General features: G+C 71.2%; 12 protein-coding genes. 7 read left to right on the top strand and 5 right to left on the bottom strand.

Annotated features, from left to right (window positions below; genetic code table 11):
* Positions 1 to 5: 5 nt before the first annotated feature.
* On the top strand, positions 6 to 1,028 hold the full coding sequence (locus BFF78_RS25290; RefSeq protein ID WP_193433538.1) for a DNA-3-methyladenine glycosylase family protein: 1,023 nt from the start codon (positions 6 to 8) through the stop codon (positions 1,026 to 1,028).
* Between the two features lie 712 nt (positions 1,029 to 1,740).
* Here BFF78_RS25290 and manB read toward each other — a convergent pair.
* Positions 1,741 to 2,823 (bottom strand): mannose-1-phosphate guanylyltransferase, encoded by a 1,083-nt coding sequence (gene manB / locus BFF78_RS25285; protein ID WP_069780490.1) that lies wholly within the window; start codon positions 2,821 to 2,823, stop codon positions 1,741 to 1,743.
* Between the two features lie 186 nt (positions 2,824 to 3,009).
* Positions 3,010 to 4,791, bottom strand: coding sequence for a peptidoglycan recognition protein family protein (locus tag BFF78_RS25280; RefSeq protein WP_099055093.1), 1,782 nt, complete (start codon positions 4,789 to 4,791; stop codon positions 3,010 to 3,012).
* A gap of 130 nt (positions 4,792 to 4,921) precedes the next feature.
* On the opposite strand from BFF78_RS25280, the gene BFF78_RS25275 reads away from it, so the two are divergent.
* The 4 genes from BFF78_RS25275 to BFF78_RS25260 all read left to right on the top strand — a co-directional run bounded on the left by BFF78_RS25275 (position 4,922) and on the right by BFF78_RS25260 (position 10,704).
* Positions 4,922 to 5,677, top strand: a complete 756-nt coding sequence (locus BFF78_RS25275; RefSeq protein ID WP_069780489.1) for a TIGR03089 family protein — start codon at positions 4,922 to 4,924, stop codon at positions 5,675 to 5,677.
* A gap of 121 nt (positions 5,678 to 5,798) precedes the next feature.
* Positions 5,799 to 6,983 (top strand): LCP family protein, encoded by a 1,185-nt coding sequence (locus BFF78_RS25270; RefSeq protein ID WP_069780488.1) that lies wholly within the window; start codon positions 5,799 to 5,801, stop codon positions 6,981 to 6,983.
* A gap of 231 nt (positions 6,984 to 7,214) precedes the next feature.
* Positions 7,215 to 8,972: an LCP family protein gene (locus BFF78_RS25265; protein ID WP_069780487.1), complete on the top strand. Its 1,758-nt coding sequence runs from the start codon at positions 7,215 to 7,217 to the stop codon at positions 8,970 to 8,972.
* Between the two features lie 130 nt (positions 8,973 to 9,102).
* Positions 9,103 to 10,704: an LCP family protein gene (locus BFF78_RS25260; RefSeq protein WP_069783803.1), complete on the top strand. Its 1,602-nt coding sequence runs from the start codon at positions 9,103 to 9,105 to the stop codon at positions 10,702 to 10,704.
* A 39-nt stretch (positions 10,705 to 10,743) separates the two neighbouring features.
* On the opposite strand, the gene BFF78_RS25255 is transcribed toward BFF78_RS25260, so the two are convergent.
* A complete protein-coding gene (locus BFF78_RS25255; RefSeq protein WP_069780486.1) occupies positions 10,744 to 11,769 on the bottom strand; it encodes a glycosyltransferase family 2 protein in 1,026 nt (341 codons plus the stop codon).
* Between the two features lie 128 nt (positions 11,770 to 11,897).
* On the opposite strand from BFF78_RS25255, the gene BFF78_RS25250 reads away from it, so the two are divergent.
* On the top strand, positions 11,898 to 13,409 hold the full coding sequence (locus BFF78_RS25250) for an LCP family protein (protein WP_472573256.1): 1,512 nt from the start codon (positions 11,898 to 11,900) through the stop codon (positions 13,407 to 13,409).
* A gap of 30 nt (positions 13,410 to 13,439) precedes the next feature.
* On the opposite strand, the gene BFF78_RS25245 is transcribed toward BFF78_RS25250, so the two are convergent.
* Together BFF78_RS25245 and BFF78_RS25240 are read right to left on the bottom strand one after the other, a co-directional pair.
* A complete protein-coding gene (locus BFF78_RS25245; RefSeq protein ID WP_069780484.1) occupies positions 13,440 to 15,131 on the bottom strand; it encodes an LCP family protein in 1,692 nt (563 codons plus the stop codon).
* Between the two features lie 114 nt (positions 15,132 to 15,245).
* Positions 15,246 to 15,806: an acyl-CoA thioesterase gene (locus BFF78_RS25240; RefSeq protein WP_069780483.1), complete on the bottom strand. Its 561-nt coding sequence runs from the start codon at positions 15,804 to 15,806 to the stop codon at positions 15,246 to 15,248.
* Between the two features lie 119 nt (positions 15,807 to 15,925).
* Between BFF78_RS25240 and BFF78_RS25235 the strand changes: the two genes are divergently transcribed.
* Positions 15,926 to 17,257: an LCP family protein gene (locus BFF78_RS25235; protein ID WP_193433537.1), complete on the top strand. Its 1,332-nt coding sequence runs from the start codon at positions 15,926 to 15,928 to the stop codon at positions 17,255 to 17,257.
* Positions 17,258 to 17,321: the final 64 nt, after the last annotated feature.

Here is a 17,321-nt window from a genome sequence, read left to right as displayed (position 1 = left end):
CATTCGTGGCAGGACGTTTCGTTCAGCGGCCCACGCGTACGACCGTACGCGGCGGCCATGTCGGCGTGCCCGCGCGCGAGGCCGTGGCGATACCGCGGCAGGCGGTGGCGCCGGCGCGGGTACGGCGGTGGGTGCCGGACGGGCCGCTCGATCTCGGGCTGGTGCTCGGACCGCTGCGGCGCGGGCCGGCCGATCCCACGTTCCGGGCCACCGCGGACGGATCCGTGTGGCGGGCCTGCCGTACGCCCGCCGGGCCGGGCACGCTGCGGGTGCGGGCGTACGGCGGTGAGGTGCTCGGTGAGGCGTGGGGGCCCGGGGCGGAGTGGCTGCTGGACCGGTTGCCCGAGTGGCTCGGCGCGGCCGACGAGCCGGAGGCGTTCGTGCCCCGGCACAAGGTGGTGGCGCTGGCGCGGCATCGGCGGCCGGGGCTGCGGCTGACGCGGACCGGGCTGGTGCTGGAGTCCTTGATCCCGTCGGTGCTGGAGCAGAAGGTCACGACCGACGAGGCGTATCGGGCGTGGCGGCTGCTGGTGCGCGGGTTCGGGGAACCGGCGCCGGGGCCCGCGGGGGCGGGCGAGCGGCCGATGTTCGTGATGCCGGCGCCGCGGACCTGGGCGTTGATTCCCTCCTGGGAGTGGCATCGGGCCGGGGTCGACGACAAGCGGGCGTCGACGATCCTGCGGGCCGTACGGGTCGCTGCGCGGCTGGAGCAGGCGGTTTCGATGCCGGCGGGCGAGGCTCAGGCCCGGTTGGAGGTCGTGCCGGGGATCGGGCCGTGGACGTCGGCGGAGGTGGTGCAGCGCAGCCACGGGGCGGCGGATGCGGTGACGGTCGGGGACCTGCATCTGCCGGGGATCGTGGGGTGGGCGTTGGCGGGGGACCGGCATGCCGACGATGCGGTGATGCTGCGCTTGCTTGAGCCGTATGCCGGGCAGCGGCATCGGGCGGTTCGGCTGATCCTGCTGAGCGGCCGGGTTCCGGCTCGGCGAGCGCCGAAGATGCCTCGGGTGGACATCGGGTTGCTTTGACGGTGCGCTGTGCTGCGGCTGGGCAACGGGGTGTTTCCCTTGCCCGGACCGACGGCACGCTGCCGCCGGCCCGGGCGTGGGTTTCACTGGGCGGCGCCGACGGGGTGCGGGATGCTGCCGCCGCCGGACGTGGGTTTCACTCGCCCGCGCCGACGCGGTGCGGAATGCTGCCGCCGGCCGGACGTGGGTTTCACTCGCCCGCGCTGACCGGGTGCCGCTGCGCCCACCCGTGCCGCCCCAGCGGCACGACTGCCCGCAGCTACGCGGGCACCACGGTTCGCAGCTACGGCGGTACGACAGCCGCCACCGGGCGGGCGGCCGACCCAGCAGGCGCGGTACCCGGCAGCTACGCGGGCACCAACACCCGCAGCTACAGCGGCACGACGGCCGCCGCCAGGCGGGCACCACCACAGCGGCACGAGCACCCGCAGCCATACACGTCACGCCGCCGCCGGGCGGGCGTGGCCCAGCGGCACGAGTGCCCGCGGCCATGTGCGTCACGTCGCTGCCGGGTGGGCGTCGGACCAGGCGACGCGGCTGCCGCGCGGCTGCGTACGGCCGCTGCCGGTGTGCACCGGCCCAGCGGTGGACAGCCAACGACGGGCGTGGTCGGCAATCGCTCGGTGCTGCGAGCCCGCAGGGGCCGCGGACGTGGTCCTGGCAGAGTCCCCGGAAGAGGGGCCTGGGGGCGTGGCCCCAGGGTGCCCTGGAGCTACTGGTCGGACGAGAACCGCACCGACCCCGCCGGAATACGCGCATCGCACCACACGCGCACGCCCTCGCGGAGCTCGTTGTCGGCGCCGACGATCGCGCCGTCGCCGATGACCGTGCCGGTCAGGACGGTGCGTTCGCCGACGCGGGCCCGTGTGCCGATGAGGGAGTCGGTGATGACCGCGCCCGGTTCGATGACGGCGCCGGGGAGGATCGTGGAGCCGGAGACCCGCGCGCCCTCGGCCACGAACGCGCCCTCGCCCACCACCGTGCCGCCGGTCAGCTTGGCGTCCGGGGCGACCGTGGCCGTGGGAAGGATCAGGCTGTCGCCGCAGCGGCCGGGGACCGCCGGGGACGGGGCCCGGCCCAGGACCAGGTCGGCCGAGCCGCGGACGAACGCCGCCGGGGTGCCGAGGTCCAGCCAGTACGTGGAGTCGACCATGCCCTGGAGATGGGCGCCCGCCGCGAGGAGGTCGGGGAAGGTCTCGCGCTCCACGGACACCGGGCGGCCCAGCGGGATCGTGTCGATGACCGAGCGGCGGAAGACGTACGCCCCCGCGTTGATCTGGTCGGTGACGATCTCCTCCGGAGTCTGCGGCTTCTCCAGGAAGGCGAGGACACGGCCCGTCTCGTCCGTGGGGACCAGGCCGAAGGCCCTCGGGTCCGCCACCTTCGTCAGGTGGAGGGAGACGTCGGCGGCCGTGGACTGGTGCGTGTCGACCAGCGCCCTGATGTCCAGGCCCGTCAGGATGTCACCGTTGAAGATCAGCACCGGCTCGTCGGGACCGGAGTGCAGACGCGAGGCGACGTTGCGGATGGCACCACCCGTGCCGAGCGGCTCCTCCTCGGTCACGTACTCGATATGCAGGCCGAGGGAGGAGCCGTCACCGAAGTACGGCTCGAAGACCTCGGCCAGATAGCTGGTGGCGAGGACGATGTGGTCCACGCCGGCCGCTTTGGCACGCGCCAGCTGGTGCTTGAGGAACGGCACCCCGGCGGCCGGGACCATGGGCTTGGGCGTGTGCACCGTGAGCGGACGCAGCCGGGTGCCTCTGCCGCCGACCAGGAGGATCGCTTCTGTCACCTGTCGTCTCTGCTTCCTGCCGGGATCGGCCGAACTACTCGTTTCACTCGTTTCGGCCGGTCAGTGTATGCAGACCGTAGCGGCGGCACCCTTAACGACCGCGCGGTTTCCCACGAGATCGGTGAGAGAACGGTATGAGACCGGCGGGCCCCCCGACGTCTGCGTCGAACACGTGCCCCAGCCGCCTCAGCGCCCCTGGTAGCGCGCCGCGCCGGCACGGGCCGTACCCAGCTTGGCGTAAAGCCGCCTGCCGGGGCACTCGGTGGCGAAACCGTCCCGATGGCCGGAGATCACGTTCAGTCGTACCTTCTTACCTTTGGGGTAGAGGTTGCCACCACCCGACGTGAGATATGTCTTTCCGCGCGGATTGGCCCCGTACAGGCCGAGCTTCCACGCGGTGAGCCGGGCGATGGCGGTAACTGCCGCACCGGACGGCTTCGTCGTACCGTACGTGCCGATCACGGCGATGCCCATGCTGTTGCTGTTGAAGCCGCGGGTGTGCGCGCCGAGGACCGCCTTCGCCACCCCGCCGGCCCGGCCCTCGTAGATGGTTCCGCACTTGTCGACGAGGAAGTTGTAGCCGATGTCCCGCCAGCCCATGCTGTCGACGTGGTAGCGGTAGATACCGCGGATGACGGAGGGGGCCTCGGAGCAGGTGTAGTTGTTGCCCGAGGCCGTGTGGTGCACGAAGGCCGCCTTGATCTTCTTCGTGTAGGCGAACCCGTCTTCGCGCAGTGACTCGTCCGCGCCCCAGCCGCGGCGGGTGACGATCCGCGGGCGCGGGCCGATGCGCGGTTTGACCCGCGACGGCCCCTGGAGGCGCGCGAGTTCCTGCTCGGTGGCCCGCTTGCTCAGCGCGGGGATCTCCCTGGCGCCGAAGCGGGCGATGTCGGTGTTGGCCACCGAGGCCGCCCACACCGCGTCCGTGCGCGAACCGGTGTGGGCCGCGTCAGCCGGAGCCCCCTCAAACCGCGCACCGTCGGCCGACGTGTCCCCGGACAGCGCACCCTCGGCCGCCACTCCCCCGGCTGACACGCCCTCGGCCGCGACACCCCCGGCTGACGCACCTCCGGCCGACCCGCCCTCAGACCGGCCACCCCCGGTTGACGCATCCCCGGTCGGCGTGTCCTCGAACAACGCACCCTCGGCCGACCCGCCCTCAGGCCGCCCACCCCCGGCCGACGCACCTCCAGCCGACGCGCCCTCAAACCGTCCACCGCCGACCGACGCACCTCCGGCCGACGCACCCTCAAACCGCCCACCCCCAGCCGACGCACCCCCAGCCGGCCCACCCCCGGCCGGCCCACTCCCGACCGACACACCCTCGGCCGACGCACCCTCACCCGACGCCCCCGCGGACGGCACCCCCACGGACGGCCCCTCCTCCCCGAGGCCGTCCTCGCCAGGGTCGACAAGTTCCAGGCGCAGCCCGGAAGGCAACGGAGGCCGCGGTCGCGCCGTACCGTGACCCCGCGTGCCCCTGCCGTCCGCGCGGACCCGTACGTCGACGCCGCCCGAAGCGCCCACCCACAGCGGTGCGGTCGCGCCACGCACCCGCCGTGCGCCTCGTTCCGCCGTTCCCGGGTCGGCGCCGTGGTCGGCGTTGTGCGTCTCGACGTCCTGCCAGCCGGACCACTTCCCCGTCGCGGCAGACCGGGTACGCACCTGGACCCGGCCGTCCAGTTCGGCGTCCGGGTCGTCCCAGACGACCCCGACCAGCGAGAAGTGCTCGCCGCCCGGCCGGTACAGCCCCTGCTCCGGGGCGGTGCCGAGGATCCGCTCGCGGGTGAGGGGAACGAGGGGCAGCGACCGGGTGCCGCCGGGGGTGCCCGCCGCGGGCGGCCGGGCGGGTACGGCGGTCGCGGGCAGGGTCAGCAGCGGGAGTGCGAGGGCCGCGGCGCAGGCGACACCGATCGAGGAGACGGCGAACGACGGGGCGCCGTTGGACGGTTTCAGGATTCCACGCATGTTCATGATCTTGGACATAGCCATCCAAATCTGTCCATCGGTGAACTGACGGTCCGTCGGGAAACCGTTCCGCCGAACCGGTGGCCCCACCGCACCCTGCGCGCACCCGCCCGCGCGTACCCTTTCCCGGGTGAATGCCACCGATCGCACCCCCGCCGACCTGCTGGCTTCCGCGCTCGCCGCGGACCCCGGCCGCCCGCTGGTGACCTTCTACGACGACGCCACGGGCGAACGCGTCGAACTGTCCGTGGCCACCTTCGCCAATTGGGTGGCCAAGACCGCGAATCTTCTCCAGGGCGACCTCGCCGCCGAGCCGGGCGACCGTGTGGCGCTGTTGCTGCCGGCGCACTGGCAGACCGCCGTGTGGCTGCTGGCGTGTGCGTCCGTGGGGGTGATCGCCGATGTGGGCGGGGATCCGTCCGCGGCCGACGTCGTGGTGAGCGGACCCGACTCGCTCGACGCCGCGCGGGCCTGCCGCGGGGAGCGGGTCGCGCTCGCGCTGCGGCCGCTGGGCGGGCGGTTTCCGCAGGCCCCGGAGGGGTTCATCGACTACGCCGTGGAGGTGCCGGGGCAGGGGGACCGTTTTGTGCCGTTCGCTCCGGTGGATCCGGACGAGCCCGCGCTGATCGTTGCCGGGCGGGAGTTCAGCGGGGCCGAGGTGGTGCAGCGGGCCTTGGCCGAGGCGCCGGGGCTGGATCTGACGGGACCCGGGTCGAGGTTGCTGTCGGGGATGTCGTACGACACCTGGGAAGGGCTCACCGCGGGGTTGTACGCGCCTTTGGCCGTCGGCGGGTCCGTGGTGCTGTGCCGGAATCTGGGCCGGCTGGACGAGGAAGGTCTCGCCAAGCGGATCGAGAGCGAGCGGGTGACGGCGGTGCGCCGCTGAACGGGGGGAAGGGCCGCCGTTCCCCCGGTTGGAGTAGCAAAGGGCGCTTCCGGGGCCTTGCCCCGCCATGGTCGTAAGAGCAGGACGCGACGCTCGTACGCCATGAGGGGGTGCCCCGCCCGTGACCGAGACCGTAGGCAAGGCTCCCGGTCCCGGAGCCTCGGCCACCGGGGAAGGGCTTCGGCGGCGGCGTCGGCGGCGGTGGGCGAAGGGGGCGGCGCTCGGGCTGGCCGTGCTCGTCACGGCGGGCGTCGCGGGCGGGTGGGCCGTCTACGCCAAGCTCAACGCGAACATCACCACGGACGACGCCGCGGCCCGGGAACTGGCCCGCTACGAGCGGGAGCGGCCCGGCGAGCTGGTGCGGGGCGCGCAGAACATCCTGCTGATCGGGTCCGACACGCGGGCCGGGGACGGCAACAGCGAGTACGGGCGCGATCTGGGCGGCGAGCGGTCGGACACGACGATCCTGCTGCATCTGGCCGCGGACCGGCGCAGCGCCACCGCCGTGTCGTTGCCGAGGGACCTGATGGTGGACATCCCCGGCTGCCGGCAGCCGGACGGCAGCCGCAGCGAGCCGGTGTTCGCGATGTTCAACCATGCCTTCCAGGTGGGTGGTTCGGCGTGCACGATCCGGACCGTCGAGAAGCTGACGGACATCCGGGTCGACCATCACGTGGTGGTGGACTTCAGCGGGTTCAAGGAGATGGTGGACGCCGTCGACGGGGTGCAGGTCTGCCTGAAGGAGCCCATAGCCGACAAGGCGGCCCGGCTGAAGCTGCCCGCGGGGAAGGTCATGCTCGACGGGGAGCAGGCCCTCGGGTACGTGCGGGCCCGCAAGTCGCTCGGCGACGGCAGCGACACCGAGCGGATGGAACGCCAGCAGCGGTTCCTCGCCGCGCTCGTCGACAAGATGCAGAGCAACGACGTCCTGCTGAACCCGGTGAAGCTGTATCCGGTGCTGGACGCGGCGACCTCGTCGCTGACCACCGATACGGAACTGGCCAGTCTGCGTGGCTTGTACCAGTTGGTGCGCGGGCTGCGCGACATCCCCACCGAACGGGTGCAGTTCCTGACCGTACCGAGGGAGTCGTACGTCTACGACGCCAACCGTGACCAACTCGTGGAGCCCGAAGCCCAGAAGCTTTTCGCGCGGCTGCGGGCCGATCAGCCCGTGGCGGTGGCCCAGAATCCGCCGCAGGAGGCCGCGGGGACGGACGGAAAGGACGCCCCGCCCCCCGAAAAGAGCGTCCCCTCGCCGACACCCACGTTCCGCGGGAACACCGCCGCCGAACACACCTGTGAGTAATGCGCACATCAAGACCCCGAACTTCCGTCCAGGAAATGGGTCGGATTGCCCAGTTGTAGGCAGGTGGAATTTGTCACCGGCGTCGCTCGACGCTGAACTGGGCGGATAGTGTGAGCGATCCGGTGCACCCGGCCGCGAGGTCCGTCCTGGGGTCGTGCACTGATTCACCGAGACCCGAGCGCCTTTGAGGGGGAAGGCGCCGCGTGGCCCCGACGGAGGATTCGGACAACCGTGGACGCGCAAGGCCGTGGGCGGGCGGACAACATCGACCCCGCAGACCAGTGGGTGCTCAATCCGAACACCGGCGAATACGAACTGCGACTGGGCGCTTCCGCCCCGCAGTCGTCGGTCCCCGGTCCCCGCAGACCCGCCCCCCGGGCAGGCGAGGGCCGGCCGCGCCGTCGTAACGACTCGGCGCCCGGCGAGACCCGCGAGATGCGCCAGGCACGCGCGGGTGACGTCCCGTCGCCGCGGCCGGCCCGGCGCCGGAACACCGAGCCGGAGGCCCCGCAGCGCAGGCGGTCGGCCCGGCGGCCGGTGAAGAAGAAGTCGAAGGCGAAGAAGGTGCTCGCCTGGACCGCCGGCGGCACGGCGTTCGTGCTGGTCGCCGTCGGCACGGCCGGCTACCTCTACCTCAAGCACCTCGAGGGCAACGTCACCACGACCGACGTCGGTGACGCGGGCTCGAAGGGCTTCAGCAAGGACGAGGCGTTCAACCTGCTGATCATCGGTACGGACAAACGCACCGGCAAGGGGAACGAGGGCTACGGCGACTCGGGCAGCGTCGGCCACGCGGACACCAACATCCTGCTGCACGTCGCCAAGGACCGGACGAACGCTACGGCGCTCAGCATCCCGCGCGACCTGATCGTGAACGTGCCGGACTGCCCGACGAAGCAGAAGGACGGCAGCACCAAGGTCATCCCGGGCACGGACAACGTGCGCTTCAACACCAGCCTCGGCCAGGACGGCCGCGACCCGGGCTGCACCATGCGCACCGTCGAGGCGGCCACCGGCATCCACGTGGACCATTTCATGATGGCCGACTTCAACGCGGTGAAGACGCTGACGAGCGCGGTGGGCGGCGTCGAGGTGTGCGTCACGCACCCCGTGAACGACAAGCAGTCCCATCTGAAGCTGCCCGCGGGCAAGTCGGTGGTGGAGGGCGAGCAGGCGCTGGCCTTCGTCCGCACCCGGCACAGCTTCGGTAACCAGGGCGACCTGGACCGTATCAAGGCCCAGCAGCAGTTCCTGGGATCCCTGATGCGCAAGATGTCCTCCAGCGACACCCTGACCGACCCCACCAAGGTGCTGCAGCTCGCCGAGGCGGCGACCAAGGCGCTCACCGTGGACAGCGCGATCGGCTCGGTCGGCACCCTCAAGGACATGGCACTGGAACTGAAGAAGGTGCCGACCAAGAACATCTCCTTCACCACCGTGCCCGTGATCGACAACCCGGCGGAGAAGGTGCACGCGACGGTCGTCGTCAACCAGACGACGGCGCCCGCGGTGTTCGACGCGATCAAGAACGACGTCTCCTTCACCGAGGTGAAGAAGAAGCAGAAGGCGGCGAAGGACGCGGCGGCGGCGCGGCTGAAGGGCAGCAGGTCAGCGCCCTCCGACGTGCGGGTGCGGATCCTCAACGGCGGTGCCGACCCGGGCAGCGCGCAGGAGACCCTGTCCTGGCTGCAGACCGACAAGGGCGTGCTGAAGTCGGAGAACGCGGGCAACGCACCGGCGGAGCTGAAGAACACCACGCTGGAGTACGCACCCGACCAGGCCGCCCAGGCCCGTGAACTGGCGGCGCTGATGGGCCTGCCCGGTTCCGCGCTCGAACCCGGCAAGAGCGTGACCAACTCCCAGGGCCTGCCGGCGATGACGCTGACCCTGGGCAAGGACTTCAAGGGTGCGGGGGTTTCCGTGACCGCTCCCTCCAAGGCGCCGGACGTCGACAAGTCCACGGCAGACAAGGCCAAGTGCGCCTCATAGGTAACCCAATCGGCCCGTCGTGCGTCTAACTGGGAGCGGGACGGGCCCGTTGGTACGCGCAAGGGTGGGGAGGGCAGGAAGTTTGGCGCAGAGTGATGTGCGGGGGCAGGATCCTGCGGTCGACGACACGATGTCGCTCGCACCGCAGGACCGAAGGACGCCCAAGGGGTCCGGCCGGCAGGGCGGGGGGCAGCGCAGAGACGGTCACCAGGCCGAGCGGCCACGGCGCAGAAGACGCGCCCTACGCTGGTCGGCGACCGTGCTGACGGTGGTCATACTCGGTACGGCCGGCGCCGGATACCTGTATTACCAGCACCTGAACTCGAACATCCAGAAGGGCCAGCGCAGCAGCGGGGACGACTCCAGGGCGCAGAAGACACCGGCGAACTCGGCCGGGCAGACGCCGTTGAACATCCTGCTGATCGGCTCGGACAGCCGTAACTCGGCGGAGAACCTGAAGCTCGGCGGCAGCAGGGACAGCGTCGGGGGCCCCCCGAACGCGGACGTGCAGATGCTGATCCACCTCTCCGCGGACCGCAAGAGCGCCGCCATGGTGAGCATCCCCCGCGACACCCGCGTCGACATCCCCAAGTGCACCGACCCGGACACCGGCAAGGTCTACCCGGCCACCAACGACATCATCAACACCACCCTGGCCCGCGGCGGGGCCGGCTGCACGCTGGCCACCTGGGAGAACCTCACCGGGGTCTACATCGACCACTGGATGACGATCGACTTCTCCGGTGTGGTGCGGATGGCGGACGCCATCGGTGGCGTCGACGTCTGTGTGAAGCAGAACGTGTGGGACCACCCGACCCCCGCCCAGCGCGGCGGCTCCGGGCTGAAGCTGACAGCCGGGACCCACCAGGTCAAGGGCGAGCAGGCGCTGCAGTGGCTGCGCACCCGGCACGCCTGGGGCAGCGACCTGATGCGCGCCCGCGCCCAGCACATGTACCTGAACTCGATGATGCGCACGCTGCGGCAGCAGAACATCTTCACCGACACCGGGCGCCTGATGGACCTGGCGGAGGCCGCGACCAAGTCGCTGAAGGTCTCCGAGGAGATCGGCACCGTCAAGAAGCTCTATGACCTGGGCATGGAGATGAAGTCGGTGCCGTCGAACCGCATCACGTCCGTGACGATGCCCAACACCGAGGACCCGCGGGACCCCCGGAACCACGTCGTGCCGGACACGGCCAACGCCGACGCGCTGTGGCAGATGCTCCGCGACGACGTGCCGCTGGACAAGAACGGCACGAAGGCGGAGGTGAAGCAGGTAGCCGACAAGGGAACGGCGGCCAGGACGCCTTCGACGGACCCGAGCCGGCTGGGTGTGCTGGTGCAGAACGCCACGCAGTCCTCGACCGAGGCCGCGGTGCCGCAGCGGGCGCTCGCGATCAGCCAGGTGCTGGAGCGGGCGGGCTACGGCCGGGCGGCGGCCGACACCTCGGGGACGCGGTCCGAGGACAAGACGGTCGTGCAGTACCCGAGCGCGGATCTGCAGGGTGACGCCCAGGCCGTGGCCAAGGCCCTCGGGATCCCGACGAGTTCGGTGAAACAGTCGACCGATGTGTCCGGGGTCACGGTCGTCGTCGGCGCGGACTGGCGTACCGGCGCCTCTTATCCCAAGCCACCGAAGCCGAAGGCGGGGGACATCCCCCAGGGCGCCGATGCCGTGAACGGCTCGGACACGTCGAAGTGCATGGACGTGTACAAGCCCTATCAGTGGTGACCGGCACCGGGGCCCCGGCAGCGGGGCCCCGACGGATGATCAGGCGCTGAGGACCGCCGGCCGCCGTGACGCGATGACCTTCCGCGCCAGCGACTTCGGGCTGGTCAGGAAGCCCCAGCCCCACGACATGTGCATGGTGGCCAGGGCCACCGGGATCTGCAGCCGGGCCTTGGGGGGCAGCCCCTTGCCCGCCGGGAGCGAGCCCGCGACGATCGCCGCCAGGTAGCCACCGGGGACGACGAGGGCCCACGGGGTGAGCGCCGCGCCGGCCACGAGCCCGGCCGCTATCGCGCACACCGCCGTCGGCGGGGCGAGATAGCGCAGGTTGATGGAGCCGGAGTGGTAGCGGGCGACGACGTGCCGCCAGCGGCCGTAGTCCTTGTACTGCTTGGCGAGGGCCCGCACGCTCGGCCGCGGCCGGTACGACACCTTCAGCTCGGGCGAGAACCAGATGAGCCCGCCCGCCTCCCTGATCCGGAAGTTCAGCTCCCAGTCCTGGGCGCGGATGAACTCCTCGTTGTAGCCGCCCTGTTGCTCCAGGGCCTCGCGGCGGAAGACGCCGAGGTAGACGGTCTCGGCGGGCCCGGCCTCGCCCCCCGTGTGGAAGGCGGCGTTGCCGACGCCGATCTTCGAGGTCATCGCGGCGGCGACCGCGTGCTCCCAGTCGTTCTCGCCCTCGGCGTGCATGATGCCGCCGACGTTCTGCGCGCCGGTCTCCTCCAGGAGCCGTACGGCGGTCGCGATGTAGTCGGGCGAGAGCATGCCGTGGCCGTCGACGCGGACCACGATCGGATGCCGGGAAGCCTTGATCGCCGCGTTCAGCGCCGCGGGCGTACGGCCGGTCGGGTTCGGGACGGTGTGCACACGCGGGTCTTCACGGACCAGCTCGGCGGCGATCTCGTCCGTGCGGTCCGTGGACGGACCGAGGGCGACGACGACCTCCATCTCGCCGGCGTACTCCTGCGCGAGGATCGCTTGGACGGCCCCGCGCAGATGCCGCTCCTCGTTGAGGACGGGCATGATCACGGAAACAGCGGGGAGCCGCACGTCGGGCTTGGCGTTCATAGGGGCCTCACGTTACCGCGAACGGGGGACACCGGTGCGCGCCGCCGGGACGGAGGACCGGGCTGGAGATCGTATCGGCCTACGGTTCTCCCGGATCCCACGTACGGCCTCGTCCGGAGGTGTCCCCCTTGACCAGCCCGCCCCGGTCCCCCGCTCGCCCGCAGCGCCGACCGCAGCCGCCCCGCCGTGTGCCGCGCCCGCCCGAGCGGCCCGTGCGGTCCGTTCGGGCGCCCCGGCGGCCGCGCTGGGCGATGCGGGCGCTGACCACGCTGTCGGTCGTGGTGCTCGCCTCGGCCGGGATCGGGCACGCGGTGATCAGCAGCCTGGACGCGGGCATCGCCCGGGTCGACGCCTTCAAGGACATGAAGAACCGGCCCCGCGCGGGCCACGGCATGAACATCCTGCTGGTCGGCACCGACGGCCGCGACAAGATCACCCCGCAGGAGCGGCGGGCGTACCGGCTGGGCGGGGCGCCCTGTCACTGCACGGACACGATGATGATCGTGCACGTCTCGGACGACCGGGAGCGGGCCACCGTGGTGAGCCTGCCGCGCGACTCCTACGCCGAGGTGCCCCCGAGCGGCGACCCGGGCACCGGGCCGCAGCACGTGGCGCACCCGCTCCGGCTGAACGCCGCCTACTCCGAGGGCGGCCCCCAGATGACCGTCCGCACGGTCGAGAACATGACCCATGTGAAGATCGACCACTACCTCGAGGTCGACTTCACCAGCTTCATGAAGACCGTGGACGTCCTCGGCGGGGTGAACGTCTGTACGGCGACCCCGCTGAAGGACGCGTACAGCGGGCTCGACCTCACGCCCGGCACGCACACCCTCAACGGCGGGCAGGCGCTGCAGTACGTGCGGGCCCGGCACGTCGACGCGACGAGCGACCTGGGCCGGATGAAGCGGCAGCAGCGGTTCCTGGCCGCGCTGATCGAGCGGGCCACCTCCTCCGGAGTGCTGCTGAACCCGATGCGGTTCCGGGACGTGACCCGGGCGGTGCTCGGCTCGGTCCGCGCCGACGAGGGCTTCGGCACCGACGAGCTGCTCGACCTCGGCCGGGCCATGCGGAACTTCACCCCGTCCTCCTCCGAGTTCACCACCGTGCCCATCGCGCAGCTGAACTACGAGGTCAAGGGCATCGGCTCGACCCTGAGGTGGGACCAGGCCAAGGCGGACCAGCTGTTCACGGCCCTGCGCGACGACAAGCCGCTCACCGTGGACCACCCGCACGACGGGCCCGCCCCGGTACCGGTGGCGCCGGTGGAGGTGGATCCGCGGCAGATCCGGGTCGTGGTGGCGAACGGCACCGGCACCATCGGCCTCGCCAAACGGATCGACGCGGCGCTCGCGGCGACGGGCTTCGCCACGACCCACCAGCCGCTGACGGCCCCCGCCCATGTACCGCACACGATCATCTCCTACGACCCGCGCTGGGACGGCTCCGCCCGCTCGCTGGCCGCCGCCCTGCCCGGCGCCGAACTGCGTGCGGTGCCGGGCCAGGGCCCGCTGCTGAGGGTGACCGCCGGGGCGGACCTCAGGAACGCGCACGATGTGCACAAGGTCCGCTTCGACGACCCGGCCCAGCCGCAGCAGACGGTGGTGCGCGGCAACGAGGTGACGTGCGCGGGCGGCTAGCTCAGGCGGCCCGGCTCCCGCGACCTGCGCTCATGAGGCGCATTTGACCTGGTCGGCCGTCTGCTTCTGGACGTCCGGGGCCTTGGCCGGGCCGGTGAGAGGGATGCCCGCGCCCTGGAAGTCGGCGCCGAGCCGCAGCACGATCGCCGGGAGCCCCTGGTCGTTGGTCTCGCTCTTGCCCGGTTTCAGCGCGGAGGCGGGCAGCCCCATGAGGTCGGCGAGCTCGCGGGCCTGGCCGGCCTGGGCGGGGGCGTACTCCAGGGTGGTCTTCGGCTGGTGCGCGCCGGTGTTGCCGAGCTGAGTGGACTTCGTCACGCCCTTCTCGGTCTGCAGCCAGGCCAGGGTCGCCTGGGCGGAGCCGGCGGGGGCGCCCGCGTTGTAGAGGTCGACGCGGACCTCGCCGGGCGCCGAGCGCGGGCCCTTGAGCTGGGCCGCCTCCTGCGCCTTCGCCTTCTTCTTCACCTCGGTGAAGGAGACGTCGTCGCCGATCATGGAGAAGACCTGCCGGGTCGGCCCCGGCTGTGCGATGACCGTTTTGTGATAGCGGCCGTCGGCGGGGTTGTCCCGGACCGGGAGGGTGAGGAAGGTGATGTTCTTCGCCGGGACCTTCTTCAGCTCCAGGGCCACGTCCTTGAGCGTGGTGATGTGCCCGATGCCCTTGTCGACCGTGAGCGACTTGGTCGCCGTCTCCGCGAGGTCCAGCAGCCTGGTCGGGCTGGTGAGGGTGGCGTCGGACTTCATCTTGCGGAACAGGGAGCCGAGGAACTGCTGCTGGGCCTTGATGCGGTCCAGGTCGCTCTCGTTGGCCCAGCTGTGCCGGGTGCGGACGAAGGCCAGCGCCTGCTCGCCCTGGACCTTCGACGGCCCCGCGGGCAGGTCCAGGTGCGACTCCTTGTCCTTCACGGCGTGCGCGAGGCAGATGTCGACCCCGCCGACGGCCGTGGTCAGCGTCTTCACGGCGTTGAAGTCGGCCATCATGAAGTGGTCGACCTTCATGCCCCCGGCGAGCCGCTCCACGGTACGGACCGTGCAGCCGGGGTCGCGGCCCTGCTGGCCGAGGCTTTCGTTGAAGCGGACGTTCTTCGTGCCCGGGATGACCTTGGTCGAGCCGTCGGGCTGCTTGGTCGGGCAGTCCGGTATGTCGGTGACCAGGTCCCGGGGGATGCTGAGCGCGGTGGCGTTCGTCCGGTCCTGGGAGACGTGCAGCAGGATGTCGGTGTCCGCGTGCCCGACGCTGTTCGTGTCGCCGTAGCCGGAGTCGCCCTTGCCCTGCCGTTTGTCGGTGCCGATCACCAGGATGTTGAACGCCTTGTCCTTGCTGAAGGAGTCGCTGGTGGCGCCGGCGGTGTCGGTGGTGGTGATGTTGCCGTCGAGGTGCTTGAGGTACAGGTAACCGCCGACGGCACCGGCGACCACGACGAAGGCGAGGGTGCCGCCGGTCCACAGCAGAATCCTTTTGGCAGTGGACTTCCCGCCTGCCGCCTGCTTCCCGGACTTGCGCTGGGCGCCGCTACGGCCACGGCTGCGGCCACCGTCGGCGGCGCGGCGAGGACCGGGTACCCCGCGCTCACCCGCGGCGTCCGGCGCGGACCGGGGCTCCGGCACGGCCGGCTTCCCGGCGGACGGGGCCGGACGCAGCTCGTACTCACCGGTGTGCGGGTTGCGCACCCACTGGTCCGCGGGGTCGAAATCGTCGCCATGAGCGGGGCCTGAGGTGTCCACGCCATTACAGTATCTGCACAGATCATCGGCGGGGGACGGCCGTGACGTTTCCCACTTCCGTACAACCCCCGGCCACGGGGCGGGAGTTGCCGCCTCCTCGGCCGGCCCGCTTCGCTAGTCCTCGAACCCCTCGGCCGCCCGCTTCTCGCGCAGCTCCCGGATCTCGCGGCGGCGGGCCAGGCGATGGGTGCGGCGGATCTGGGCCTCCTGGCAGCGGCGGCGGTCGCGGTCGGTCTCCGGGATCACCGGCGGCACCCGGCGCGGCCTGCCGTCGGCGTCCACGGCCGCGAAGACCAGGTAGGCCGAGCCGACCTGGGTGGGCGGGGTCGACTCGTTCCAGCGCTCGGCGAGTACCCGCACACCGACCTCCATGGAGGTACGGCCGGTCCAGTTCACCTGCGCCTTCACATGGACCAGGTCACCGACGCGGACCGGCTCCAGGAAGGCCATCTCGTCCATCGACGCGGTGACGGCGGGGCCGCCGGAGTGCCGGCCGGCCACGGCGCCCGCCGCGTCGTCGACCAGCTTCATGATCACTCCGCCGTGCACCGTGCCCAGAAGGTTGGTGTCGTTGTGGGTCATGATGTGGCTGAGCGTGGTGCGCGAGGCGGACGTCGGCTTGCCGGGGATGTCCGGTTCGGTGTCCGGATTCACGTCCGTGACCTGGTCTGTCATGCCCTCCACCTTATGCCTGAGCCACATTCGCGGAATTTGTGTCAGCTTCGCAACAGCGGCGCCCTTATTTTCCGACAACCCTTGTAAGGCTCACACCGACGCCCTGCACACTGGGGCGCATGAATGACTGGCCCCAGGGATGGTCCGACGACAACCGCGGCCCGCGGTACGGACGCGGCAGTGGCGGCGCGCAGCCGGAGAGCGCCCGCGTGATGCGTCAGGTGCGGCGCGGCCCGGCGGTTCCGCCCGGCCAGCGCTCATACGGCAACCCCGGCCCGGCGGCGCCGCCGTACGCGGCCGGTGTCCCGCAGCAGCCGTCGTACGACGACGGCCAGGGATACGACGAGGGCGCCGGCCACGGTGACTACGACAGCGGCTACAACACCGGGCAGGTGTACGGCGGCGGGCGCCGCGGCGGCTTCGTGCCCAACGACAACGACCCGGACCCGGAACTCGGCCAGTACCGGCCGCGCCCGAACTGGCGGCGCCGGATCAAGTGGATCACGATCACGCTGGTGACCGTGCTGGTCGTCACATCGGTCGCCACCTACTTCTGGGCCGACTCCAAGCTGCGCCGCGAGGTCGACCTGTCCCAGGTCATCGACCGGCCCGCGTCGGGCTCCGGCACGAACTACTTGATCGTCGGCTCCGACAGCCGTGAGGGCATGTCCAAGGCGGACGAGCAGAAGCTGCACACCGGCTCCGCCCAGGGCAAGCGCACCGACTCGATGATGATCCTGCACGTCGGCGACAACGGCGACACGCTGGTCTCGCTGCCGCGCGACTCGAACGTGACTGTCCCCTCGTACAAGGGGTCGACGTCCGGGAAGGTCTACCCGGCGCGGGGCCGGCAGGAGAAGCTCAACGCGACCTACGCCGAGGACGGGCCGACGCTGCTGGTCCGCACGATCGAGGCCAACACCGGTCTGCACATCGACCACTACGTGGAGATCGGCTTCCAGGGCTTCGCCAACATCGTGGACGCGGTCGGCGGTGTCGACATCAACATCGACAAGGGCTTCAAGGACAAGTGGTCCGGCGCCGACTTCAAGGCGGGCGAGCAGACCCTGAACGGCCAGCAGGCCCTCGCCTTCGTCCGCACCCGGCACGCGTTCGCCGCGTCCGACCTGCAGCGCACCAAGAACCAGCAGAAGTTCCTGTCGGCGCTGGCCCACCAGGTGGCCACCCCGTCGACGATCCTCAACCCCTTCACCTTCTACCCGGTGATGGGCGCGGGCCTGGACTCCCTGATCGTCGACAAGGACATGTCCCTGTGGGACCTGGCCTCGATGTTCTGGGCGATGAAGGGTGTCCAGGGCGGTGGCGGCACGTCGCTGAACATGCCGATCTCCGGCTCCACCGGGGGCAACCTCGTCTGGGACAAGGCGAAGGTCAAGACGCTGGTGGACGAGCTGAACAACGACCAGAAGGTCACGGTCTCCGGCAACTGACCGGCCGCCACGGTACGAAGGGCAAGGGCACCCGCGCGGGTGCCCTTGCCCTTTCCCGGCCGCG

It is taken from the genome of Streptomyces fodineus (assembly GCF_001735805.1).
GTDB classification, from domain to species: Bacteria; Actinomycetota; Actinomycetes; order Streptomycetales; family Streptomycetaceae; genus Streptomyces; species Streptomyces fodineus.
The sequence above is the reverse complement of the archived record's forward strand: the minus strand, read 5'-3'. Positions and strand labels throughout refer to the sequence as shown.